We start from the raw sequence: 22,470 nt of genomic DNA, 5'->3' as shown, positions 1-22,470 counted from the left end.
CGCTACTTCTTGTCCAGTCCGGCGGCGTCGACGGTCGGCTTGCCCGCGGCCGTCAGCACCTTGTTCAGCAGCGTGAAGTCGACGAGACCCTCGACCTTCGCCGCCTCCTTGGAAACGCCCGCCGTGACCGCGTCCTTGGCCAACTGCGGGAAGGACTTCGCCTGCGGGTCCAGCGTCAGCTCGATGTTGTCGAACGCGCGGTCGAGCACCGGCTCGCCCAGCTGCTTGCCCGTGAGCTTCTTCAACGCCTCGTTGACGATCTTCTTCGCCTCGGGCTTGTTGCTCGTCGCGAACTCGGTCGCGGCCAGGTGGCCCTTCAGCAGCGCCTCGACGGTCTGCGGGTGGTCGCGCAGGAACTCGGTGCGCACCAGCAGCACGGTGGTCGGGAACTTGCCGCCGTCCCACAGGGTCTTCTCGTCGACGAGGACCTTCGCGCCCGCGTCGAGCACCAGCCGCGACGACCACGGCTCCGGCGCCCACGCGCCCTGCACGTCGCCCTTCTTGAACAGGTCGAGCGACTGGGCGTTCTCGGTGTTGGTGATGTTCACCTGGTCCGCGCCCGAGCCCACGGTGAGCTTCTGGTCGGACAGCCACTTCTTGAGCGCCACGTCCTGCGTGTTGCCCAGCTGCGGGGTGGTGATGACCTTGCCCTTGAGGTCCGCCGCCGAGTTGATCTCCGGCTTGACCACGAGCTGCGCGCCGCCGGACGTGGCGCCCGCGATCAGCCGCACGGCCTCGCCGTTGGACTTGGCGAACGCGTTGATCGCCGGGCCGGAGCCGATGAACGTGGCGTCGAGCGAGCTGCCCAGCAGCGCGTTGACCGCCTCGGGGCCGGCGTTGAACGTCTGGGTGGTGAGCTTGGTGTTGCCCAGTTCCTTGGCGTACAGGCCGTTCTCCACGCCGATCAGCGCGGCGGCGTGCGTGACGTTGGGGAAGTAGCCGAGTCGGATCTCGGCGGCCGGTCCCTTGTCCTGGGCCGGCGCGTTCGACGCCGCGGTGTCGCCACCGTCCGCCCGTGAGCACGCGGCCAGGGCGACGAACGCGGTCAGTATCGCGAAGGACTTGGTGAGGATGGTGCGTCTGCTGCTCACGGTGGTGGTGCCTTTCGGGAGGTCAGGGGCCGGGGGAGACGAGGGCGTGGTTGTCGGCGCGCGCGTCGCCTGCCACACCGTCCAGTTCGGGCAGTGGCGCGCCCACGAGACCCGCCGCCAGGGTGCTGCCGTCGGCGGCGTCGATGACCAGGAACGCGCCGGTGCGCCGGCTGCGCGCGTAGTCGTCGACGGGCACCGGCTCGGCGGTGCGGAGGGCGACCTGGCCGATCTCGTTGAGGTTCAACGAGTCCGGACCGGCGGTGCTCGCCAGCCGCTGCTCGTCGAACCGGGTGCGCAGTTCGGTCACGATGGCCTGCACGGTGCGCGTGCCGTGCTTGACCAGCACCCGGGCTCCGGGTGTCAAAGCCTTGTCCGACAACCAGCACACGGTCGCGTCGAACTCGTCGACGACGGCCGGGCGCGAGTCGGCGGGCGCGATCAGGTCGCCGCGTGAGATGTCCACGTCGTCGGCGAGCAGGAGCGTCACCGACTGACCGGCGAACGCCTCCTCCAGCGGGCCGTCGGCGGTGTCGATCCCCTCCACGCGGCTGCGCAGACCCGAGGGCAGGACGACGATCTCGTCGCCGACCCGCACCGTGCCCGCCGCCACCTGGCCCGCGTAGCCCCGGTAGTCCGGGAACTGCGCGGTGCGCGGCCTGATCACGTACTGCACCGGGAACCGGAACGGCGCGTCGTGCGGGTCGGGCTCGACCGGCACGGTCTCCAGGTGCTCCAACAGGGTGGGGCCGGTGTACCAGGGCGTCCGCGCCGAGCGCTCGACCACGTTGTCGCCCGCGAGGGCCGACACCGGGATCTCCACGACCGCGTCCTCGGTGAAGCCGAGGGCGAGCGCGTGCGCGGTGAACTCCTTGGCGATGCGGGAGAACACGACCGGGTCGTAGTCGACCAGGTCGATCTTGTTCACCGCGAGCACCAGGCGCGGGACGCCCAGCAGCGCGAGCACCGCCGCGTGCCGGCGGGTCTGCTCGACGACGCCCTTGCGGGCGTCGACCAGCAGCACGCCGAGCTGCGCGGTGGACGCGCCGGTCACCGTGTTGCGGGTGTACTGCACGTGTCCCGGGGTGTCCGCCAGCACGAAAGACCTTCGCGGCGTGGCGAAGTAGCGGTATGCCACGTCGATGGTGATGCCCTGTTCACGCTCGGAGCGCAGCCCGTCCACGAGCAGCGACAGGTCCGGAGTCGTCAGTCCCCGGTCCGCGCTGGCGCGGTGCACCGCGTCGAGCGTGTCGGCGAGCACGGACTTGGTGTCGTACAGCAGTCGTCCGACCAAAGTGGACTTGCCGTCGTCCACGCTGCCCGCCGTGGCCAATCTCAACAGGTCGCTCATCTAGAAGTAGCCCTCCCGCTTGCGGTCCTCCATGGCGGCTTCCGACAGCCGGTCGTCGGCACGCGTGGCGCCGCGCTCGGTCAACCGGGACGCCGCCACTTCGGCGATGACGGCCTCGATGTCGGTGGCGTCGGACTCGACCGCGCCGGTGCAGGATCCGTCTCCGACCGTCCGGTAGCGGATGGTCTTCGTGATCAGTTCTTCACCGTCGCGCGGCCCGCCCCACGGACCTTCCGCGAGCCACATGCCGTCACGCAGGTACACATCGCGCGTGTGGGCGTAGTAGATCGAAGGCAATTCGATCCCCTCCCTCGCGATGTAGTGCCAGACGTCAAGTTCCGTCCAGTTGGACAGCGGGAACACGCGTACATGTTCCCCCGGGCGGTGCCTTCCGTTGTAGAGGTTCCACAATTCGGGACGCTGCCGCCGCGGCTCCCACTGTCCGAACGCGTTACGCAGGCTGAAAATGCGTTCCTTGGCCCGTGCGCGCTCCTCGTCGCGGCGTCCGCCGCCGAACACCGCGTCGAACTTGTGAGAGGTGATCGCATCGAGCAGGGGTACTGTCTGCAACGGATTCCGGGTACCGTCGGGACGTTCCGACAACCTTCCGTCGTCGATGTAATCCTGGACCTTCGCGACTTCCAGTCGAAGTCCGTGTTCGGCAACGACACGGTCACGGAATTCGATCACTTCGTCGAAGTTGTGCCCGGTGTCCACGTGCAACAGCGGAAACGGCACCGGCGCGGGCCAGAACGCCTTCACCGCCAGGTGCAGCAGCAGGGTCGAGTCCTTGCCGCCGGAGAACAGGATCACCGGTCGGTCGAACTCGCCCGCCACCTCCCGGAAGATGTGGATCGCCTCCGATTCCAGGCGACCGAGGGTGTCCAGTGTCGACGACGTCCCCGTCGTGGCTGTGCCGCTCATCCGTGCAACCCGCATTCCGTCTTGGCCTGGCCTGCCCACCGACCGCTGCGCGGGTCGGCTCCCGGCAACGGCTTCGCGGTGCAGGGCGCGCAGCCGATGGAGGGATAACCGGCCTGCACCAGCGGGTTCTCGAGGATCCCGCGGTCGGCGATGTAGGCGTTGAACTCGTCGTCCGACCACGCCGCGATCGGATTGATCTTGACCAGCCCGTTGCGCTCGTCCCACTGCACGATCGGCGTAGTCGCGCGCGTGGGCGCGTCGACCCGGCGCACGCCGGTGACCCACGCGTCGTAGTTGCGCAGGGTCGCCTGCAAGGGGATCACCTTGCGCAGTCGGCAGCACCGGCCGGGATCGGTCTGGTTCAGCAGGCCGAACTCGGCCTCCTGCTCGGCGACCGACTGCTCGGCCGCCGCGTTCACGATGTGCACGTCGGGGTAGACCAGGTCGACCGCATCACGCGTGCCGATGGTCTCCGCGAAGTGGTAGCCGGTTTCCAGGAACAGCACGTCGATGTCGGACTTGACCTTGGTGGCCAGGTCGATCAGCACCGCGTCCTGCATGTTCGACGCGACGATCCAGCTTTCGCCGAACGTCCGCGCGGTCCACGCCAACGCCTCGTCCGCGGACGCGTCGGCCAGTTCGACCGACGCCGCTTCCGCGATCACCTTCAGCTCCTCGACCCGTGACGGGGCGGTCATCGCTGCACCTCCTGGGGAAGGTTGAGACCAATGAACTTCACGGTGAACACGCGGCGGCACGAGTTGCAGAGCCAGGAGTAGGCGGGCTCCTCCTGGGGCCGGAGGTCCTCATCTCCGCAGTAGGGACAGTAAAAAGGTGTCGCTCGGTCACTCATGGCCGCTCCTCCGGAGTCGGCGGCTCGATCGCCGGAAGTCGGCCGTCCGGGGCCGACTTCCGGCGATTCCGCAAGCTCCACGGCCGGAAGCCGACCCCGGACGACCAACGCGTTCTCGCGCGCTCACCTCAGGTCTGCCTCGTCGGCACGGGCGACCCACTGTGCGAAACGCTCGTCTTCCTCTTTTTGTGCCACAAAATTGCGGACAACCCGTTCGACGTAGTCCGGGAGGTCGGTCGCGGTCACCTTGTGGCCGCGCAGTTTGCGCCCGAAGCCCGAATCGAGCCCGAGCCCGCCGCCCAGGTGGACCTGGAAGCCCTCGACCTGGTTGCCCGCCTCGTCGGTGACGATCTGGCCCTTGAGCCCGATGTCGGCGGTCTGGATGCGCGCGCACGAGTTGGGGCAGCCGTTGATGTGCACGGCCAGTGGCGCGGTCGTGCCGTCGGTGATGTCCGCGAGCCGCGATTCCAACTCGTCGACCAACGTCGCCGCGCGGGCCTTGGTCTCCACGATCGCGAGCTTGCAGAACTCGATGCCGGTGCACGCCATGATGCCCCGCCGCCACGGCGACGGCTCGGTCTGCAACCCCAGTTCGGCCAGCGCCGCCTGGAGGCCCTTGACCTCGGCCTCGGCCACGTCGAGCACGACCAGCTTCTGCTGCGGGGTCAGCCGGACCCGGTTCGACCCGGCCCGCTCGACGGCCTTGGCCACCTCGACCAGGATCGACCCGGACACGCGGCCGGCGACCGGCGCGGCGCCGACGTAGAACAGGCCGTCCTTCTGCCGGTGCACGCCGATGTGGTCGATGGGCCGCGCGGGCGTCTCCGGCGCCGGGCCGTCGATCAGCTTGCGGCCGAGGAACTCGTCCTCCAGCACCTGGCGGAACTTCTCCGGACCCCAGTCCGCCACCAGGAACTTGATCCGCGCGCGGTGCCGCAGCCGGCGGTAGCCGTAGTCGCGGAAGACGCTGATCACGCCCTCCCACACGGCCGGCACCTCGTCGCGCGGCACCCAGACGCCCAGCCGCTTGGCCAGCATCGGGTTCGTGGACAGGCCGCCGCCGACCCACAGGTCGAACCCGGGGCCGTGCTCGGGGTGCTCGACGCCGACGAACGCGATGTCGTGGATCTCGTGGGCGGTGTCCTGCCGGCCCGAGATCGAGGTCTTGAACTTGCGCGGCAGGTTGGCGAAGCGCGGGTCGCCGATGTAGCGCTCGAGGATCTCGTCGATGGCGGGGGAGCCGTCGATGATCTCGTCCGCGGAGATGCCCGCCACCGGGGAACCGAGCACGACGCGTGGGCTGTCGCCGCACGCCTCCATCGTCGTCAGGCCCGCGTCCTCCAGCCGCTGCCAGAGCGCGGGGACGTCCTCGATGCGGATCCAGTGGTACTGCACGTTCTGCCGGTCGGTGATGTCGGCCGTGTCGCGCGCGTACGTCTGCGACAGCTCGCCGATCAGCGCGAGCTGCTGGGTGGTCAGCCGGCCGCCGTCGATGCGGACGCGCAGCATGAAGTACTCGTCGTCCAGCTCTTCGGGCTCCAACGCGCCGGTACGGCCGCCGTCGATGCCGGGCTTGCGCTGCGTGTACAGGCCGTACCAGCGGAAGCGGCCACGCAGGTCGCCGGGGTCGATGGAGGCGAACCCGCCGCGGGCGTAGATGTTCTCGATCCGCGCCCGCACGTTGAGCGGGTTGTCGTCCTTCTTGCTCCGCTCGTTCGGGTTCAGCGGCTCGCGGTAGCCCAGCGCCCACTGCCCCTCACCTCGGCGCTGCTTGGCGCGCCCAGGCGTCGTAGTCGGGGGGACCATCCTCGTCCTCCGGGGATTCGGGGCGCTGGTGCGCGTACGAGTCCCGGGGTGCGTGGTGGGGGTCTCGTCAGCGCAACCGGCGCCGACGGGAACAACAGTCGCGCGCGGTTATGCCGACCTGCGGCACATCGCGCTGGAGACGCGACGAAAATCCACATGGCGGCGTACCACCAGGCGGATTCCGGTCGACGTCATGGCTGTCAGGGTGCCATGTGTCCACCCCGTGGTCCACAGTCAACCGGATGGTGGGACGGGGGTCACGGCGCTGGTAGATGGGACAATGGGGCCCATGCCCTCCGCCCTGCCGACCGGTGATCCCGCGCCCGCCGACGGCTCACTGCCCTCCTCGGCGCTGACCGGTCTCGGTACCCGCCCGTTCGGCGTGTACGTGCACGTGCCGTTCTGCGCGACCCGCTGCGGCTACTGCGACTTCAACACCTACACCGCCGGTGAGCTGGGCACATCGGCGTCACCGGCGTCGTGGCTGGACGCCGTGAAGCGCGAACTCGACCTCGCCGCGACCGTGCTCGGCACCCCGCCGCGTGCCGACACCGTGTTCGTGGGCGGTGGCACTCCGTCACTCCTGGGCGCCGACGGTCTCGCGGCCGTGCTCGACGCGGTGCGCGGCGCGTTCGGTCTGGCGCCCGGCGCCGAAGTCACCACGGAGTCGAATCCGGAGTCCACGTCACCGGAATTCTTCGGCGCCCTTCGTGACGCCGGTTACACGCGGGTGTCGCTGGGCATGCAGTCGGCGGTGCGGCACGTGCTCGCCGTGCTCGACCGCGTCCACACCCCGGGCCGTCCCGCCGCGGCGGCGCGGGAGGCGCGCGAGGCCGGTTTCGAGCACGTGAACCTCGACCTGATCTACGGCACGCCCGGCGAGTCGCTCGACGACCTGCGCGCGTCGCTCGACGCCGTGCGCTCGGCGGGGGTGGACCACGTGTCGGCGTACGCGCTGATCGTCGAGGAGGGCACGGCCCTGGCCCGCCGGGTGCGGCGCGGCGAGGTGCCGATGCCCGACGACGACGTGCTGGCCGACAAGTACGAACTCGTCGACGCGGCCCTGACCGCGCAGGGCCTGCGGTGGTACGAGGTCTCGAACTGGGCCGCGACCGAGGACGCCCGCTGCCGCCACAACCTCCTCTACTGGCAGGGCGCGGACTGGTGGGGCGCCGGACCGGGCGCGCACAGCCACGTCGGCGGCGTGCGCTGGTGGAACGTCAAACACCCGGCCAAGTACGCCGAACTCCTCACGGCGGGCGGCTCGCCCGCCGCCGGCCGCGAGACCCTGACCCCCGACGACCGGCGGGTCGAACGCGTGCTGCTCGAACTGCGCCTGGCCGAGGGACTGCCGCTGGACGTGCTCGACGAGGACGGTCGCGCGCGGGCCAAGGCCGCCGCGGTCGACGGCCTGCTCGACGAGGCCGCGCTCGCGGCGGGCCGCTGCGTGCTGACCGACCGGGGCCGACTGCTCGCCGACGCGGTCGTGCACCGCCTCACTTGAGCGTGACGGCCGCCGACTCGCCGATCTTGTAGAACCCCAGCGGCCCGTACAGCCGGGTGACCTTCCCGTCCGGTTCGGTCTCCAGGAACGGCGTCCACCCGGCCGCGAACACCCGTGCGGTCAGGTCCGCGCACACCGTCGACGCGATCCCCCGCCGGCGGAACGCCTCCGGCACGGCGATGCCGGCCACCTGCGACAGCCCGTCGTGCGGTGCCGTCGCCACGCCGGCGCCCACCACCGCGTCGCCGAGCCGGGCCACGACCGCGAACCCGCCCGCGTCCAGCACGGCCCGCTGCCGCGCCACGTCCGAGTCGGTCGCCGGCGCGTCCACCCCGAAGCCGACGTTCTGCACCGTCGCCACGTCGAACAGGTCCGCGTCCGAAGTGGCGAGTGCGAGCGCCACCCCGGCCGGCGTCGGCGGCGCGGTCAGCGCGTCGATCGCCATCATCGGCAGCAGCTGGTCGACGGTGAACCCGGCCGCCGCCAGCGCCGCGTCGGCGGCCGGCGCCGGGCGCAGGTACTCCAGCCGGGGCGTGCGCGACCGCGCGCGGAACGCCGCCACCAGCTCCGCGACCTGCTCGGACGTGGGGTCGGCGCCGTCGTCGGGCACGGCGTAGTTGAGGAACGGGTGGTCGGAACCGGCGTCGAAGCGGACCAGGAACGGCCCCACCCGCACGGAGTCGTCGACGATCGACGCGCGCAGCGCGGCCTGGATTCGGGGGATGAGCACGCCGGACGCTATCGGGGGATACCTCACCGCGGCGACCGTGTTTCCGGTGCGGGATTCCCGTGACCGCCCGCCACCTCCGTAAACTCGGTGGGAGGACTGTCCCCTGACGGAGGTGACGCGTGGTGAACGCCGATGAGCGCCGTTTCGACGTGCTGCGGGCGATCGTCGCCGACTACGTGTCCAACCAGGAACCGGTCGGCTCCAAGGCCCTGGTCGAGCGGCACAACCTCGGCGTGAGCAGCGCGACCGTGCGCAACGACATGGCCGCGCTGGAGGAGGACGGCTACATCACGCAGCCGCACACCAGCGCCGGCCGCGTGCCCACCGACAAGGGCTACCGCCTGTTCGTCGACCGGCTCAGCGAGGTCAAGCCGCTGTCGTCGCCCGAGCGCAAGGCCATCCGCCACTTCCTCGAGGGCGCCTACGACCTCGACGACGTGCTGCGTCGCAGCGTCCGGCTGCTGGCCCAGCTCACCCGCCAGGTCGCGGTCGTGCAGTACCCCACGTTGAGCCGGTCCACCGTCCGGCACCTGGAGGTCCTGGCGATCACGCCCGCCCGCCTGATGCTCGTGCTGATCACCGACTCCGGCCGGGTCGACCAGCGGTCGGTCGACCTCGGGGACGTGATCGTCGAGGACAACGTCGCCCGGCTGCGCTCCCTGCTCAACGCGGCCATGGTCGGCAAGCGGCTGTCCGACGCGTCCGCCGAGGTCGCGGCCCTGCCCGACCAGTCGCCGCCGGAGCTGCGCGACGCCGTGACGCGGGTCGCCACCGTGCTGATCGAATCGCTGGTCGAGCACCCCGAGGAACGCCTGGTGCTGGGTGGCACCGCGAACCTGACCCGGAACGTGGCAGACTTCCCCGGTTCGCTGCGCCAGGTGCTGGAGGCGCTGGAGGAGCAGGTCGTCGTGCTGAAGCTGCTGGCGGCGGCCCGCGATCCCGGCACCATCCTGGTGCACATCGGGGAGGAGAACGAGGCGGCCGAGATGCGCAGCACCTCGATCGTCTCCATCGGCTACGGCAGCCGGGACAACCTGCTCGGCGGCATGGGCGTGGTCGGGCCGACCCGGATGGACTACCCCGGGACCATGGCGGCGGTGCGCGCGGTCGCCACCTACGTCGGTGAGATCCTGACCTCACGGTGAGGCGGGGGAACACCCGGGTCACGCGGGACGTTTCGCAAGCGAGCGGTGCGCGCGGACATGCGCGCCCGCAGGAGGACACACGGTGGCGAGGGACTACTACGGCATGCTCGGAGTCGCGCGCGACGCGACCCCTGAGGAGATCAAGCGCGCCTACCGCAAGCTCGCGCGGCAGTTGCACCCGGACGTCAACCCCAACGAGGAAGCCCGCTTCAAGGAGGTGACCGCCGCCTACGAGGTCCTGTCGGACCCGAAGAAGCGGCAGGTCGTCGACCTCGGCGGGGATCCGCTCGACCAGGGTGGCGGTGGCGGCGGGCGCGACCCGTTCGCCGGGTTCGGCCTCGGCGACATCATGGACGCGTTCTTCGGCGCCGGCGGGGGAGCGGGTGGCGGACGCGGTCCGCGCAGCCGGGTCCAGCCGGGCTCGGACGCGTTGATCCGGCTCGCCATGACGCTGGAGGAGTGCGCGGCGGGCACCAGTCGTGAACTGACCGTCGACACCGCGATCCTGTGCGACGTGTGCGTGGGCAGCGGCTGCGCCGACGGTTCGGCCCCGGTGCGCTGCGACACGTGCGGCGGGCGCGGCGAGGTGCAGTCCGTGCAGCGCTCGTTCCTCGGCCAGGTCGTGACGGCCCGGCCGTGCCCGGTGTGCCGGGGACTGGGCGAGGTCATCCCGGACCCGTGCCGGCAGTGCGCGGGCGAGGGCCGGGTGCGGTCGCGGCGGACGATCTCCGTGCAGATCCCGGCCGGTGTGGCCGAGGGCATGCGCGTGCGGCTGGCGGGTCAGGGCGAGGTCGGTCCGGGCGGTGGCCCGGCGGGCGACCTGTACGTGGAGATCGAGGAGGTGCCGCACGAGGACTTCGAGCGTGACGGCGCCAACCTGCACTGCGCGATCCGCATCCCGATGACGACCGCCGCGCTCGGCGCCGTGCTGTCGCTCAAGACGCTCGACGGCGAGGAAGAACTGGTCATCGACCCCGGTACCCAGCCGAACACCGAGCTGGTGCTCACCGGCCGCGGCATGCCCCGCCTGCGCTCGACCGGGCGCGTCGACGGCCGCGGCGATCTGCACGTCCACCTCGAGGTCGTGGTGCCGACCAAGCTCGACGCCCGGCAGACCGAACTGCTGCGCGAGCTGGCCGTGGCGCGTGGCGAGGACGAGCCGAGCCTGTCGCACAACGGCAAGGGCGGCGGTCTGTTCTCGCGGCTGCGGTCCGGCCGCGGCCACCGGTGACGCCACCGGTCTTCCTGGTCCCCGCGCTGCCCGCCGGGTCGTCCATGCTGTTGGACGGCCCGGAGGGGCGGCACGCGGCGACCGTGCGGCGGTTGCGTGCGGGCGAGGAGCTGGTGCTGTCGGACGGCACGGGTGCCCAGGCGCGGTGCGTCGTGGCCGAGGCGCTCAAGGACGGCCTGCGGCTGGACGTCGTCGAGCGGTGGGTCGTGCCCGAGCCCCGCGTGCGGGTCGTCGTGGCGCAGGCGTTGGTCAAGGGCGATCGCGGGGAGCTGGCCGTGGAGCTGGCGACCGAGGCCGGCGTGGACGGGGTCGTGCCGTGGCGGGCGTCGCGCTGCGTCACCAAGTGGGACGAGGGTCCCCGCGGCGCGAAGGCCCTGGAACGCTGGCGCGCGACCGTTCGGGAAGCCGCGAAACAGGCACGCAGGGCCCGCGTCCCTTCGGTCGCGGAACCGGTCGGGACCGCCGAGTTGGCTCGATTGACGAGTTCGTCGTCGGTCACGTTGGTTTTGCACGAGACTGCCACGGGTTCAATCGCCGATGTCGAACTGCCGACCGACGGCGACGTGTTGTTGGTGGTCGGTCCGGAAGGCGGGATCACCGACGAGGAATTGTCGGCATTGACGACCGCGGGCGCGCACGCGGTGCGACTGGGCCATACCGTTCTGCGAGCATCCACCGCGGCGGCCGTGGCTTTGGGTGCGCTCGGTGTGCTGACCGATCGCTGGCGGTAGTAGTGCGCCCCTGCGCTGGCGGAGAGCGGGCTCAGGGGTTACTCTCTTGGCCTGAGGGGTCGCTTCGGCCTAACCGCCGACCTCCTCTCGGACGCCAAGCTCGCCGGACACCTCCCCCCTCGGTCCGGCGTCGCCGTGTCGCGGTGGGGCGACCCCCAGGTCCCACCGCGACGCGGCCCTTTTTTCGTCTGGAGGCGTCCGTTGCAGCGCATCGTCTACGGCGACCATCCGAGCCAATTCGCCGAATTGACGGGTCCACCGCAGAACCGTTCGGCCGTGGTCGTGGTCATCCACGGCGGGTTCTGGCACGAGCGATATGGACTCGAGTTGGGCCGCCCACTGGCGCTCGATCTGGTGGCGCACGGCGTCCGGGCACTGACAATCGAGTACCGCCGCATATCTGCCGGCGGCGGCTGGCCCGAAACAGGCGAGGACGTCCTCGCCGCACTGGACGCGGTAGCGGGCCCCTTGGTCACTCTCGGTCACTCGGCAGGAGGCCACCTGGCGGTCTGGGCGGCAGCCCGCCACCCCCGGGTCGTCGGCGCCGTGTCCCAGGCCGGCGTCCTCGACTTCCGGGGCGACCCCCAGATCACCAAGCGGGCAGCGGAACTCCTCGGCGGAACCCCGGAGGAGGTCCCCGACAAGTACGCCGACGCCGACCCGACCGCCTGCCTCCCGATCGACAAGCCGATGGTCCTCGTCCACGGCGAGAACGACGAGGACGTCCCGATCAGCCAAAGCGAAGCCTTCGCCACCGCCTCCGGCGCAGAGTTGATCACCCTCCGGAACACGACCCACATGGACCTGATCACCCCTGGCACGAAGGCCTGGCAAACCTGCCGAGACGCGGCACTACGCCTGGCGGCAGAAGCCAGGCCCTGAACCACCGACGAACCACGCGGCCCAGGCCGGTCCGATACAGCGCACCGACACCATCACGATCAACCCCGCTACCTGCCGGCGCCCCAACGCGCACCCCACGATCCCCACCGCACACCGCACGGTCCCGAGTGCACAACTCGCGGTGCCTGAACGCATAACTCGCGCGTTCACAAGAGCAACGGCACCCGATCGAAGGTGCCTGAACGCGTGTTTCACGGTGTCCGAGTGGAGGACTCGCGCGTTCAGTAGCCTGCGGCGCATGTCCGACTGCCTGTTCTGCCGCATCGTGGCCCGCGAACTCCCCGCCACCGTGGTCCACGAGACCGACACGACGCTCGCCTTCCGCGACATCGCCCCCCAAGCCCCGGTCCACGTGATCGTCGTCCCCAAGATCCACGCGACCGACGCGGTAGCCCTCACCACCACCGCCCCCGGCGTCCTCGACGACCTGTTCCGCACGGCCGGCGAGGTCGCCAAGACCGAGAACGTCGCCGACTCCGGCTACCGCCTCCTGTTCAACACCGGCGTGGAAGCCGGCCAAACCGTCTTCCACGCCCACCTGCACGTCCTCGGCGGCCGACGACTGGGCCCGCTGGCCTGAAAAGGGCCTACCCCAACGCCTGCATCACCGGCGCGAACAGGCGGTCGCGGTCACCCGGGAACTCACCGCGCACCATCAGGTCCACGGTTGCCCGCGCCGCCAACCCGTGCCGCACCAACCACGCCCCCAACCCCGACGACCGCGAATCCACCCGGATCACCCGATCCCCCGCCGCGAGGTCCGCGACCAACTCCGCCGCCCCCGTGACGCTCCGCGCCACCACCGGCCCGATCATGAGCCGATCGAGGTTCCACCACGCACACCCGAACCCCTCGGGCGACACCCGGGCCCGTTCCACGAACCCGAACAACCCGTCCCACATCCCCGACCGGTCCGCCCCGAACACCCGGGCGTCCTCGGCCACCACCCGGTCCCGATCCGCGGCGACCAACGGCCGCGACACCCCACTCGCCGCGCGCGTGAACCGGCCGACATGCGCCGTGACCCGATCCACCGCCACGAACCCCAGCTTCGAGTACAGGGGCCGCCCGTTCGGCGTGGCGTGCAACGACACCACCGGCGAATCGGCGAACTCCAGGGCGTGCGTCATCAGCCGCCGCCCCAGCCCACGCCTCTCGTGCGTCACGGCCACCAGCACCATGCTGATCACCGCGTGCCCGGGGAACCGCGTCACGAGCACCGTCCCGACCAGCCGGGACCCGTCGAACAGCCCGAACCCGGTCCCCACCCGAAGCAGGAACGCCCACTTGTCCGGCTCGTCGGGCCACGTCCGCGACCGCGCCAGTGCCCGGCACGCGTCCAGGTCGTCGCCCGTCAACTCCCGCAACGTCGTCACACTCCCCAGCGTCACGGTCGCGTCCAGCGGGTTTCCGCCCCGGAGTTACTTCGGTGCGGACTGTCGGTACCGGCGACTAGCATCGAAGGCACCCGCACCGAGCACCACCCCGAGCAGCGCGAACGCGCAGGAAGCAGGGCCCGAATCCACGTGGCCGGAACCGCAGACAACACGCCGCAGGACGCCCAGTACAAGTTCGCCGTGCCGGACAGCGCGGTCCTCGCCCTGCTCGGGCAGCGTGACGAGAACCTGCGCCTCGCCGAGGAACTCCTCGAAGCGGACGTCCACGTGCGGGGCAACGAGATCACCCTGTCCGGCCTGCCCGCCGACGTGGCCTTCGCCGAGCGCGTGTTCTCGGAGCTGGTCACGCTCGCCGCGCGCGGCCAGCAGGTCAACCCGGACGCCGTCCGCCGCACGGTCGCGATGCTGTCCGCCGGCACCGGCGAGTCGCCGGCCGAGGTGCTCAGCCTCGACATCGTGTCGCGGCGCGGGCGCACGATCCGGCCCAAGACGCTGAACCAGAAGCACTACGTCGACGCCATCGACAAGAACACGATCGTGTTCGGCATCGGTCCGGCGGGTACCGGCAAGACCTACCTGGCGATGGCCAAGGCCGTGCAGGCGCTCCAGGCCAAGCAGGTCAACCGGATCATCCTGACCCGCCCGGCGGTCGAGGCGGGCGAGCGGCTGGGCTACCTGCCGGGCACGCTGCACGAGAAGATCGACCCGTACCTGCGTCCGCTCTACGACGCGCTGCACGACATGGTCGACCCGGAGTCGATCCCGCGTCTCACCCAGGCGGGCACGATCGAGGTCGCACCGCTGGCGTACATGCGCGGTCGCACGCTCAACGACGCGTTCATCATCCTGGACGAGGCGCAGAACACGACGCCCGAACAGATGAAGATGTTCCTCACCCGGCTCGGGTTCGGCTCGAAGGTCGTGGTGACCGGCGACGTCACCCAGGTCGACCTGCCCGGCGGGCAGCGCAGCGGCCTGCGGGTCGTCCGGGAGATCCTCGAAGGCGTCGAGGACGTGCACTTCTCCGTGCTGACCAGCCACGACGTGGTCCGCCACCGGCTGGTGGCCGACATCGTCGACGCGTACGAGAAGTGGCAGGTCGCGGTCGCCGAGACCGAGGAGCACGAGCACCACACCGGACCCGGTGGTCGGGCACGTCAGCAGCGCCGGGGACGATAGGCGTCGTGAGCATCGAGATCGCGAACGAGTCGGGCGTCGGCGTCGACGAGACCTCCATCGTCGCCGCCGCCCGGTTCGCCCTGGACCGGATGGGCGTGAGCCCGCTGGCCGAGCTGTCCGTCCTGCTCGTCGAGCTGGACGTGATGGCCGACCTGCACCAGCGCTGGATGGACCTGCCGGGTCCCACGGACGTCATGGCCTTCCCCATGGACGAGCTGGACTCGGCCCGCCGTCCGGACGCGGCCGGTCTCGGCCCGGCGCTGCTCGGCGACATCGTGCTATGCCCGGACTTCGCGCAGGACCAGGCGGAGAAGGCGGGCCACGAGCTGCTGGACGAGCTGCACCTGCTTACCGTGCATGGCGTGCTGCACCTGCTCGGCTACGACCACGCGGAGCCCGCCGAGGAGCGGGAGATGTTCACGCTCCAGAACCGCATCCTGGCCGACTTCCGCTCGGCCGCGGCCGAGGCGGTGCGCCAGTCGGCGCAGCGCGAGGCGGACTCGAAGCTGCTCGGCGCCGCGGGTCTGGAGGACTCCGGCGGGCAAGAAGCCTGAGGCGACCGCCATGTGGAGTTCTTCCGGCCTGCTCGTGCTGGCCGTGCTGCTCGTGCTGGCGGCCGGGGCGTTCGCGGGTGCGGACGCCGCGCTGGGCACGGTGTCGCGGGCCCGCGTCGAGGCGTTGCACCGCCAAGGCGACCGGGTCGGCACCGGCCAGTTGATCCAGGTCCTGACCGACCGGCCCCGGCACGTCAACCTGCTGCTGTTGTTGCGGCTGGGCTGCGAGCTGTCGGCGACCGTGCTGGTCACGGTCGTGTCCCTGCGCACGATCGAGACCGGCTGGCTGGCCGTGTCGGTCGCCGGGCTGGCCATGCTCGTCGTGTCGTACGTGCTGGTGGGCGTCGGTCCGCGCACGATCGGCCGGCAGCACCCGTACGCGGTGAGCCTGCTGGCCGCCGGTCCGGTGCGCGTGCTCGGCCGCCTGCTCGGCCCGCTGTCGCGGCTGCTGATCCTGGTCGGCAACGCGATCACGCCGGGCAAGGGCTTCCGCGAGGGCCCGTTCTCGTCCGAGGTGGAGCTGCGCGAGCTGGTCGACATGGCGCAGGAGCGCGGCGTCGTCGACGAGGGCGAGCGCGAGATGATCCACTCGGTGTTCCAGCTCGGCGACACGATCGCCCGCGAGGTCATGGTGCCGCGCACGGAGATCGTGTGGATCGAGCGGACGAAGTCCGTGCGCCAGGCGTTGGCGTTGTCGCTGCGCACCGGATACACGCGGGTGCCGGTGATCGGCGAGAGCGTCGACGACGTGCTCGGCGTGGTGAACCTCAAGGACCTGGTCCGGCACACGCTGGCGGGCGAGCCGGACGACACGGCCGTGTCCGGGCTGATGCGCCAGGGCTCGTTCATCCCCGACTCGAAGCCGATCGCGGACCTCCTGCGGGAGATGCAGTTGACCCGCAACCACCTGGCGATCGTGGTCGACGAGTACGGCGGCACGGCCGGCCTGCTGACCATCGAGGACATCCTGGAGGAGATCGTCGGCGAGATCACCGACGAGTCCGACAAGGACGACCGGCCGCCGGTCGAGCACCTGACCGACGGGTCGGTGCGGGTGAGCGCGCGTCTGCCCGTGGACGACCTCGACGCCCTGTTCGGCACCGAACTGGACGACCACGAGGTGGAGACGGTCGGCGGGCTGCTCGCGCAGCGCCTCGGCCGCGTGCCGCTGCCCGGCACGGAAGCGGAGATCGAGGGCCTTCGCCTGCGCGCGGAGGGTGGCAAGGACGAACGGGGGCGGATGCGCATCACGACGGTGCTCGTCCGCCCGGTGACCGACGACGAGGAGACCCCCGATGTCTGACCTGGCCGCCGAGGACCAGAAGTTGATCACGTTGGCCAGGGCGTCGCGGGCCCGCACGGGGACGGCCGAGGGCGCGGCCGTCCGCGACACCGACGGCCGCACGTACGCCGCGACCACGGTGGCGTTGCCGTCGTTGAAGCTCACCGCCCTCCAGGCGGCCGTGGCGGCGGCCGTGTCCAGCGGTGCCGAGGGCCTGGAGGCCGCCGCCGTGGTGACGGACGCGGACGCGCTCGACGGCGATTCGGTCTCGGCCGCCCACGACCTGACCCCGGGCATCCCGGTCCTGCGTGCCGACGCGTCGGGCACACACGTGGACACCGTCTAGTGGCACTGGTGACGGTGTGCCGCGGCTGCTGCTGCGGCACGGTGAAGAAGTACCCCGACTACGACCACGACGACCAGCTCGCCCGGCTGCGCGCGCTGGCCGACCGCTCGGGCGGCACGGTCACCGTGCGCACGGCCGACTGCCTGGACGTGTGCGAGAGCTCGAACGTGATCGTGGTCAAGCGACCCGGCGAGAAGCCGGTGTGGTTCGGCCTGGTCCTGCACGACGCCGTCCTGTCCGACCTGGAGGACTGGCTGGAGACCGGCGGCCCCCTGCCCGAACTCCTCGAACTCAACCTGATCCGGGGCCGGCTGGGATCGGCGTCCTGATCGACGGGAACGGTGCCGCGGCCGGGTGCGGCACCGATAACGAGGGCGGACGCGGCACGTCCGGCGGGTGCGGGGACAATGGGCGGATGCAGGATTACCGGTCCGGGTTCGCGTGCTTCGTCGGCCGACCCAACGCGGGCAAGTCGACGCTGACCAACGCGCTGGTCGGGACGAAGGTCGCGATCACGTCGAGCAAGCCGCAGACCACCCGGCACACCATCCGGGGGATCGTGCACCGCGCGGACGGCCAGCTCGTGCTGGTCGACACGCCCGGCCTGCACCGGCCGCGCACGCTGCTCGGCCAGCGCCTCAACGACCTGGTCCGGGAGACCTGGTCGGAGGTGGACGTGGTCGGCTTCTGCGTGCCCGCCGACCAGAAGGTCGGCCCCGGCGACCGGTTCATCGCGGCCGAGCTGGAGAAGATCGCCAAGCGCACGCCGGTGATCGGCATCGTCACCAAGACCGACCTGGTCGGCCCGCAGCAGGTCGCCGAGCAGCTCCTGGCGTTGCAGCAGGTCATGGACTTCGCCGAGTTCATCCCGGTGTCGGCGCAGTCGGGTTACCAGGTCGAGCAGCTCGCCGAGCTGCTCGTCGGCAAACTGCCGGCAGGCCCGCCGCTGTACCCGGACGGCGAGCTGACCGACGAGCCCGAGCAGACGCTGGTCGCCGAGCTGATCCGCGAGGCCGCGCTGGAGGGCGTGCGCGACGAGCTGCCGCACTCGATCGCCGTCGTGGTCGAGGAGATGCTCCCGCGCGAGGGCCGGGACGACCTGGTCGACATCCACGCCAACGTGTTCGTCGAGCGGCCCAGCCAGAAGGCGATCATCCTCGGCCACCGGGGCGAGCGGCTCAAGCAGGTCGGCATCACCTCGCGCCGGCAGATCGAGAAACTGCTGGGCACGCGCGTGTACCTGGACCTGCACATCAAGATCGCGAAGGACTGGCAGCGCGACCCGAAGCAGTTGCGCCGCCTGGGGTTCTAGCGTGGCGAACCTGTACCGGGACACGGGGGTCGTCCTCCGGGTGCAGAAGCTCGGCGAAGCCGACCGGATCATCACGCTGCTGACCCAGCGGCACGGCAAGGTCCGCGCGGTCGCCAAGGGCGTGCGGCGCACCTCCAGCCGGTTCGGTGCCCGGCTCGAACCGTTCGGGCACGTGGACGTGCAGTTCTACCCCGGCCGGTCGCTGGACGTGGTCACGCAGGTGGAGACGGTCGACGCGTTCGGCGTGGCCCTGGTCGACGACTACCAGCGGTACACGGCGGCGTGCGCGGTGCTGGAGACCGCCGACCGGCTCACCGCCGAGGAGGGCGAACCCGTCCTGCGGCTGTACCTGCTGGTCACTGGTGCGTTGCGGGCGTTGGCGGCCGGGGAGCGGGACGCTTCCCTCGTGCTCGACGCGTTCCTGCTGCGCGCCATGGCTTTCGCGGGCTGGGCGCCGGCGGTGACCGAGTGTGCCCGGTGCGGTACGCCCGGACCGCACCGCGCGTTCAACATCCAGGCCGGCGGGATGGTCTGCCCGGACTGCCGCCCGCCGGGCAGCGCGCAACCACACGCCGACACGTTGCGTCTCCTGATCGCACTCCTGCACGGCGACTGGTCGGGGGTGGACGGCGTGCCGGCCGTGCACCGGCGCGAGGCGAGCGGTCTCGTGGCCGCCCACCTGCAATGGCACCTGGAACGGCAACTGCGCTCGCTGCCGCTGGTCGAGCGCAGACCGCCCGCCGCCGACGGATAGAGTCGCCGCACCGCAGCCGCACCACCCCCGAGAGGACAGCCATGCTTCGCCGACGGCGGGCCGAACGCGCGCGGCGCGTTCCCCGACCCCCGGAACCCCACCCGTCCGGCGCGACGCCTCCCGACATCCCCGCCGAGTTGGTCCCGAAACACGTCGCGATCGTCATGGACGGCAACGGGCGCTGGGCCAACCAGCGCGGCCTGTCCCGGATCGAGGGGCACAAGCGCGGCGAGGCGGTCGTCGTCGAGGCCGCGAAGGGCGCGATCCAGCTCGGCGTGAAGTGGCTGTCGCTGTACGCGTTCTCCACGGAGAACTGGCGGCGCAGCCCCGAGGAGGTCCGCTTCCTCATGGGCTTCAGCCGCGACGTGATCCACCACCGCACCGACGAACTCGACGAACTCGGCGTGCGCGTGCGGTGGGCCGGCCGGCGGCCGCGGCTGTGGCGCAGCGTGATCAAGGAGCTGGAGGTCGCGGAGGAGCGCACCCGCGACAACGACACGCTCAACCTGGCCATGTGCATCAACTACGGCGGCCGGGCCGAGATCGGCGACGCCGCCCGCGAGATCGCCCGGCTCGCCGCCGCCGGGAAGATCAACCCGGAGAAGGTGGACGAGCGTACGCTCGCCCGCCACCTGTACCAGCCCGACATGCCGGACGTGGACCTGTTCGTCCGCCCGTCCGGGGAGCAGCGCATCTCGAACTTCCTGCTGTGGCAGTCGGCCTACGCGGAGATGGTCTTCCAGGACATCCTGTGGCCCGACTTCGACCGGCAGCACCTGTGGCGGGCGTGCGAGCAGTACGCCCGGCGCGACCGCAGGTTCGGTGGCGCGATCGACAAGCCCGACGAGGAGAGCACCCCGTGACCGACGACGACGCCCAGATGACCGCCGAACTGCTCACGTCCGCGCGGACCGCGCTGGAGCTGTTCCACGAGGTGCACGTGGACGACGACGGCGCGTTGAGCTTCCGCCACGGCGACGTGCCGTGCGCCGTGCAGGCCATGCGCCTGGCCGAGGGGCTGACCGTGCTCAGCCTGACCTGCGTCGTGGCGTGGGACCTGCCCGAGGACCGCGAGCTGGCCGTGTCCGCGGCCGAGCGCGCGGGCCGGGGCCTGTTCGGCACGCTCGGCGTCGTGCACACCGATCGCGGCATGGACGTGACCTTGCGGTACGCGTTCCCCGCCGAGGGTTTGAAGCCCGAGCCGCTGAGCACGCTGCTCATGCTCGTGGTGTCCACCGCCTCGCAGTTGCGCGGCGAACTCCTGTCGAAGGGCGAAGAGTGATGGCCGGCCTGACCGTGTACGAACCCGACGAGGAGGACGGCGACGTCGACTCGCTGCCGTGGGCGGTGACGTTCGAGGCCCGCGTGGGCGAGGAGTGGGCGTCCTTCCTGTGCGGCCCGTACGACCGTGCGGAGGCCATCGAGCTGGCCGAGTCGGTCTTGGCGCAGGACTCCTCGGTGTCCGCGGTCGTCGAACCGCTCATGCCGGTGGAGAGCGCGCAGGACGTGTTGGACGCCGTCGCGGAGATGCGCGCCGACGAGGAGTGACCCGGTGCGTCCGGCCGGGATCCCCCGGCCGGACGTCCCTGCCGGTGGCCGGCCGCGGCCGGCATCATGTCGAAAGTGACAATCACTGGCGAGATCCGCGGCCGGCGTCCGCGCCCGTCGCCGCCGAGGTGGCGGATCACCTCGCTCGAGGTGCTGTGCGCGGTGCTCGTGCTCGCCCTCGTCGGGCAGGACTGGCTGGCTTCGCTGCTGCTGGACGCACCCCGCGTGCGGACCGCGTCGACCACGTTCGTGGCCGTGTGCGTGCAGGCGTTGCCGTTCCTGGTGCTCGGTGTGTTGATCAGCGGCGCCATCGCCGCGTTCGTGCCCGCGAGCGCCCTGCGCCGGCTGTTGCCGCGCAAGGAGGCGCTGGCCGTGCCGGTCGCCGGTGTCGCGGGCGTCGCGCTGCCTGGCTGCGAGTGCGCGTCCGTGCCGGTCGCCCGGCGGCTGATGGGTCAGGGCGTGGCGCCCGCGGCGGCGTTGACGTTCCTGCTCGCCGCGCCGGCCGTGAACCCGATCGTGCTGGTGTCGACGGCCGTGGCGTTCAAGGACGCCCCGCTGATGGTGCCCGCGCGGTTCGTCGGCTCGCTGCTCACCGCGGTCGTCGTCGGCTGGCTGTGGACGCGGTTCGGCCGGACCGAGTGGATCGCCGAACGGGCGTTGGCCCGCGTCCGCGACCACGACGGCACGTCCCGCTGGGCGGTCTTCGCCGAGACGGCGCGGCACGACCTCGTGGAGGCGGGCGGGTACCTGGTGCTGGGCGGCGTGTTCGCGGCGGCGTTCAAGGTGCTCGTGCCGACCGAGTGGCTGGAGACGCTGGCCGGTCAGGTCGCGCTCGGCGTGTTCGTGATGGCGTTGTTGGCCGTGGTGCTGGCGTTGTGCAGCGAGGCGGACGCGTTCGTGGCCGTGTCGATGTCCACGCTGCTGTCACCGCGTCTGCTCCTGGTGTTCCTGGTCGTGGGTCCGGCGGTGGACGTGAAACTGGTGGCGTTGCAGGCGGGCGCGTTCGGGCGGTCGTTCGCGTGGCGGTTCGCGCCCGCGGTGTTCCTCGTGGCGATCGGCTGCGCGGTGTTGTCGGGAGTGGTGTTCCTGTGAGGCGTGAGACCCAGAACATCCTGCTGGTGCTGCTGGGCGGCGCGCTGTTGAAACTCGCGCTGACCGACACGTACCTGCGCTACGTCAAGGAATCCCTGCGCCCGTGGCTGATCGCGACCGGCGCGATCATGGTGGTGCTGGCGCTCGTGGCGATCGTCCGCGACATCCGCCGGGAGCGCGAACACGACCACGACCACCGTTCGCACAGCACGTGGTTGTTGCTGCTGCCGGTGCTGGCGGTCTTCCTGATCAGCCCGCCGGCCCTGGGCGCGGACACCGTCACGGGCAAGGGCAACACCGCGCCCAAGGCGGGCGCGGGTTTCGAGGCGCTGCCGGACGAGACCGTGGTGCCGTTGACGATCACCGACTTCGTCATGCGCACGGCCTGGGACGACTCGGGGTCGTTGGACGACCGCACCGTCCGCCTGACCGGTTTCGTGGCCAGGCAGGGCACGAACGTCTACATCGCCCGGCTGACGATCTCGTGCTGCGCGGCCGACGCCCGGCCGGTGAAGGCGCTGTTGGCGGGGCAGGACTTCGCCACGCTGCCCACCGACCAGTGGATCGAGGCCACCGGCCGCGTGGTGCCCGGCTCGGCCACCCAGGCGTCGGCGTTCGTGCCGACCCTGACCGTCACCACGATCACCACGATCCCCGCGCCACCCGAGCCCTACGAGGACTGACCCCGCGAGTCCTCCGTTCGGACACCCCGAAATACGCACTCAGGCACCCCGAAATAC

27 protein-coding genes are annotated in these 22,470 nt (G+C 71.1%); 18 read left to right on the top strand and 9 right to left on the bottom strand.

The window, feature by feature from the left end:
• Nucleotides 1–2: 2 nt before the first annotated feature.
• The 7 genes from F4559_RS25920 to F4559_RS36840 form a co-directional block, all read right to left on the bottom strand.
• On the bottom strand, nt 3–1,091 hold the full coding sequence (locus F4559_RS25920) for an ABC transporter substrate-binding protein (RefSeq protein ID WP_184672935.1): 1,089 nt from the start codon (nt 1,089–1,091) through the stop codon (nt 3–5).
• A 22-nt stretch (nt 1,092–1,113) separates the two neighbouring features.
• Entirely contained in the window at nt 1,114–2,439 is a 1,326-nt protein-coding gene (locus F4559_RS25915) for a sulfate adenylyltransferase subunit 1 (RefSeq protein ID WP_184672933.1), read from the bottom strand.
• Nucleotides 2,440–3,447 (bottom strand): sulfate adenylyltransferase subunit CysD, encoded by a 1,008-nt coding sequence (cysD, locus tag F4559_RS25910; RefSeq protein ID WP_376774725.1) that lies wholly within the window; start codon nt 3,445–3,447, stop codon nt 2,440–2,442.
• Nucleotides 3,360–4,061 (bottom strand): phosphoadenylyl-sulfate reductase, encoded by a 702-nt coding sequence (locus tag F4559_RS25905; protein WP_184672929.1) that lies wholly within the window; start codon nt 4,059–4,061, stop codon nt 3,360–3,362. Before F4559_RS25905 ends, cysD begins: the two co-directional genes overlap by 88 nt.
• Nucleotides 4,058–4,216 carry a DpnI domain-containing protein gene (locus tag F4559_RS35515; RefSeq protein ID WP_246445330.1) on the bottom strand — a complete coding sequence of 53 codons (159 nt, stop codon included), beginning with the start codon at nt 4,214–4,216 and terminating at the stop codon, nt 4,058–4,060. The genes F4559_RS25905 and F4559_RS35515 overlap by 4 nt, the downstream gene beginning before the upstream one ends.
• A 123-nt stretch (nt 4,217–4,339) precedes the next feature.
• The gene (locus tag F4559_RS25900) at nt 4,340–6,022 is read right to left on the bottom strand and encodes a nitrite/sulfite reductase (protein WP_184672927.1); all 1,683 of its coding nucleotides are present in this window, start codon (nt 6,020–6,022) and stop codon (nt 4,340–4,342) included.
• 108 nt (nt 6,023–6,130) lie between these two features.
• A complete protein-coding gene (locus F4559_RS36840) occupies nt 6,131–6,217 on the bottom strand; it encodes a putative leader peptide (RefSeq protein WP_376774724.1) in 87 nt (28 codons plus the stop codon).
• Nucleotides 6,218–6,311: 94 nt separating this feature from the next.
• Here F4559_RS36840 and hemW point away from each other — a divergent pair, with 94 nt between their 5' ends.
• Nucleotides 6,312–7,526, top strand: a complete 1,215-nt coding sequence (gene hemW / locus F4559_RS25895) for a radical SAM family heme chaperone HemW (protein ID WP_184672925.1) — start codon at nt 6,312–6,314, stop codon at nt 7,524–7,526.
• On the opposite strand, the gene F4559_RS36555 is transcribed toward hemW, so the two are convergent.
• Nucleotides 7,519–8,283, bottom strand: a complete 765-nt coding sequence (locus F4559_RS36555) for a GNAT family N-acetyltransferase (RefSeq protein WP_184672923.1) — start codon at nt 8,281–8,283, stop codon at nt 7,519–7,521. The two genes, hemW and F4559_RS36555, sit on opposite strands and share 8 nt — an antisense overlap.
• A 92-nt stretch (nt 8,284–8,375) precedes the next feature.
• Here F4559_RS36555 and hrcA point away from each other — a divergent pair, with 92 nt between their 5' ends.
• The 5 genes from hrcA to F4559_RS25865 all read left to right on the top strand — a co-directional run bounded on the left by hrcA (nt 8,376) and on the right by F4559_RS25865 (nt 12,846).
• Nucleotides 8,376–9,401: a heat-inducible transcriptional repressor HrcA gene (hrcA, locus tag F4559_RS25885; RefSeq protein WP_184672921.1), complete on the top strand. Its 1,026-nt coding sequence runs from the start codon at nt 8,376–8,378 to the stop codon at nt 9,399–9,401.
• 82 nt (nt 9,402–9,483) lie between these two features.
• Complete coding sequence (gene dnaJ / locus F4559_RS25880; RefSeq protein WP_184672919.1) at nt 9,484–10,632, top strand: molecular chaperone DnaJ; 1,149 nt, start codon at nt 9,484–9,486, stop codon at nt 10,630–10,632.
• Nucleotides 10,629–11,363, top strand: coding sequence for a 16S rRNA (uracil(1498)-N(3))-methyltransferase (locus tag F4559_RS25875; protein ID WP_184672917.1), 735 nt, complete (start codon nt 10,629–10,631; stop codon nt 11,361–11,363). The genes dnaJ and F4559_RS25875 overlap by 4 nt, the downstream gene beginning before the upstream one ends.
• Nucleotides 11,364–11,564: 201 nt before the next feature.
• Complete coding sequence (locus F4559_RS25870) at nt 11,565–12,245, top strand: alpha/beta hydrolase family protein (RefSeq protein WP_184672915.1); 681 nt, start codon at nt 11,565–11,567, stop codon at nt 12,243–12,245.
• Between the two features lie 259 nt (nt 12,246–12,504).
• Nucleotides 12,505–12,846 carry a histidine triad nucleotide-binding protein gene (locus tag F4559_RS25865; protein ID WP_184672913.1) on the top strand — a complete coding sequence of 114 codons (342 nt, stop codon included), beginning with the start codon at nt 12,505–12,507 and terminating at the stop codon, nt 12,844–12,846.
• Between the two features lie 7 nt (nt 12,847–12,853).
• Here F4559_RS25865 and F4559_RS25860 read toward each other — a convergent pair whose 3' ends face one another.
• Nucleotides 12,854–13,657 carry a GNAT family N-acetyltransferase gene (locus F4559_RS25860; protein WP_312865824.1) on the bottom strand — a complete coding sequence of 268 codons (804 nt, stop codon included), beginning with the start codon at nt 13,655–13,657 and terminating at the stop codon, nt 12,854–12,856.
• A gap of 135 nt (nt 13,658–13,792) precedes the next feature.
• Between F4559_RS25860 and F4559_RS25855 the strand changes: the two genes are divergently transcribed.
• From F4559_RS25855 to F4559_RS25800, 12 genes are all read left to right on the top strand, one after another.
• Nucleotides 13,793–14,842 (top strand): PhoH family protein, encoded by a 1,050-nt coding sequence (locus F4559_RS25855; RefSeq protein ID WP_312865823.1) that lies wholly within the window; start codon nt 13,793–13,795, stop codon nt 14,840–14,842.
• A 5-nt stretch (nt 14,843–14,847) separates the two neighbouring features.
• On the top strand, nt 14,848–15,396 hold the full coding sequence (gene ybeY, locus F4559_RS25850) for an rRNA maturation RNase YbeY (protein WP_184672910.1): 549 nt from the start codon (nt 14,848–14,850) through the stop codon (nt 15,394–15,396).
• A 10-nt stretch (nt 15,397–15,406) separates the two neighbouring features.
• A complete protein-coding gene (locus F4559_RS25845; protein WP_184672908.1) occupies nt 15,407–16,699 on the top strand; it encodes a hemolysin family protein in 1,293 nt (430 codons plus the stop codon).
• Entirely contained in the window at nt 16,692–17,024 is a 333-nt protein-coding gene (locus F4559_RS25840; protein ID WP_184672906.1) for a cytidine deaminase-like protein, read from the top strand. The genes F4559_RS25845 and F4559_RS25840 overlap by 8 nt, the downstream gene beginning before the upstream one ends.
• Nucleotides 17,025–17,032: 8 nt before the next feature.
• Nucleotides 17,033–17,353: a (2Fe-2S) ferredoxin domain-containing protein gene (locus tag F4559_RS25835; protein WP_184672904.1), complete on the top strand. Its 321-nt coding sequence runs from the start codon at nt 17,033–17,035 to the stop codon at nt 17,351–17,353.
• A gap of 86 nt (nt 17,354–17,439) precedes the next feature.
• A complete protein-coding gene (gene era, locus F4559_RS25830; RefSeq protein ID WP_184672902.1) occupies nt 17,440–18,336 on the top strand; it encodes a GTPase Era in 897 nt (298 codons plus the stop codon).
• A gap of 1 nt (nt 18,337) precedes the next feature.
• The gene (recO, locus tag F4559_RS25825) at nt 18,338–19,090 is read left to right on the top strand and encodes a DNA repair protein RecO (protein WP_184672900.1); all 753 of its coding nucleotides are present in this window, start codon (nt 18,338–18,340) and stop codon (nt 19,088–19,090) included.
• 41 nt (nt 19,091–19,131) lie between these two features.
• Nucleotides 19,132–19,953 (top strand): isoprenyl transferase, encoded by an 822-nt coding sequence (locus F4559_RS25820; RefSeq protein WP_184672898.1) that lies wholly within the window; start codon nt 19,132–19,134, stop codon nt 19,951–19,953.
• Nucleotides 19,954–19,970: 17 nt separating this feature from the next.
• Nucleotides 19,971–20,372 carry a YbjN domain-containing protein gene (locus F4559_RS25815; protein ID WP_184676213.1) on the top strand — a complete coding sequence of 134 codons (402 nt, stop codon included), beginning with the start codon at nt 19,971–19,973 and terminating at the stop codon, nt 20,370–20,372.
• The gene (locus F4559_RS25810) at nt 20,372–20,638 is read left to right on the top strand and encodes a hypothetical protein (RefSeq protein WP_184672896.1); all 267 of its coding nucleotides are present in this window, start codon (nt 20,372–20,374) and stop codon (nt 20,636–20,638) included. Before F4559_RS25815 ends, F4559_RS25810 begins: the two co-directional genes overlap by 1 nt.
• Nucleotides 20,639–20,704: 66 nt before the next feature.
• Nucleotides 20,705–21,730, top strand: coding sequence for a permease (locus F4559_RS25805; protein WP_184672895.1), 1,026 nt, complete (start codon nt 20,705–20,707; stop codon nt 21,728–21,730).
• Complete coding sequence (locus F4559_RS25800; RefSeq protein ID WP_184672893.1) at nt 21,727–22,413, top strand: TIGR03943 family putative permease subunit; 687 nt, start codon at nt 21,727–21,729, stop codon at nt 22,411–22,413. The genes F4559_RS25805 and F4559_RS25800 overlap by 4 nt, the downstream gene beginning before the upstream one ends.
• Nucleotides 22,414–22,470 lie beyond the last annotated feature (57 nt).

Source organism: Saccharothrix violaceirubra, assembly GCF_014203755.1.
In the GTDB taxonomy this organism is placed as follows: Bacteria; Actinomycetota; Actinomycetes; order Mycobacteriales; family Pseudonocardiaceae; genus Actinosynnema; species Actinosynnema violaceirubrum.
This window is presented reverse-complemented; position numbering and strand designations above follow the sequence as displayed.

Coding starts and splice junctions, on each gene's coding strand:
- hemW (WP_184672925.1), top strand. CDS start 6,312: ATGCCCTCCGCCCTGCCGACCGGTGATCCCGCGCCCGCCGACGGCTCA.
- F4559_RS25915 (WP_184672933.1), bottom strand. CDS start 2,439: ATGAGCGACCTGTTGAGATTGGCCACGGCGGGCAGCGTGGACGACGGC.
- F4559_RS25900 (WP_184672927.1), bottom strand. CDS start 6,022: ATGGTCCCCCCGACTACGACGCCTGGGCGCGCCAAGCAGCGCCGAGGT.
- F4559_RS25905 (WP_184672929.1), bottom strand. CDS start 4,061: ATGACCGCCCCGTCACGGGTCGAGGAGCTGAAGGTGATCGCGGAAGCG.
- era (WP_184672902.1), top strand. CDS start 17,440: ATGCAGGATTACCGGTCCGGGTTCGCGTGCTTCGTCGGCCGACCCAAC.
- F4559_RS25810 (WP_184672896.1), top strand. CDS start 20,372: ATGGCCGGCCTGACCGTGTACGAACCCGACGAGGAGGACGGCGACGTC.
- F4559_RS25845 (WP_184672908.1), top strand. CDS start 15,407: ATGTGGAGTTCTTCCGGCCTGCTCGTGCTGGCCGTGCTGCTCGTGCTG.
- F4559_RS25840 (WP_184672906.1), top strand. CDS start 16,692: ATGTCTGACCTGGCCGCCGAGGACCAGAAGTTGATCACGTTGGCCAGG.
- F4559_RS36840 (WP_376774724.1), bottom strand. CDS start 6,217: ATGACGTCGACCGGAATCCGCCTGGTGGTACGCCGCCATGTGGATTTT.
- F4559_RS25815 (WP_184676213.1), top strand. CDS start 19,971: ATGACCGCCGAACTGCTCACGTCCGCGCGGACCGCGCTGGAGCTGTTC.
- F4559_RS25820 (WP_184672898.1), top strand. CDS start 19,132: ATGCTTCGCCGACGGCGGGCCGAACGCGCGCGGCGCGTTCCCCGACCC.
- F4559_RS35515 (WP_246445330.1), bottom strand. CDS start 4,216: ATGAGTGACCGAGCGACACCTTTTTACTGTCCCTACTGCGGAGATGAG.
- F4559_RS25865 (WP_184672913.1), top strand. CDS start 12,505: ATGTCCGACTGCCTGTTCTGCCGCATCGTGGCCCGCGAACTCCCCGCC.
- F4559_RS25805 (WP_184672895.1), top strand. CDS start 20,705: ATGTCGAAAGTGACAATCACTGGCGAGATCCGCGGCCGGCGTCCGCGC.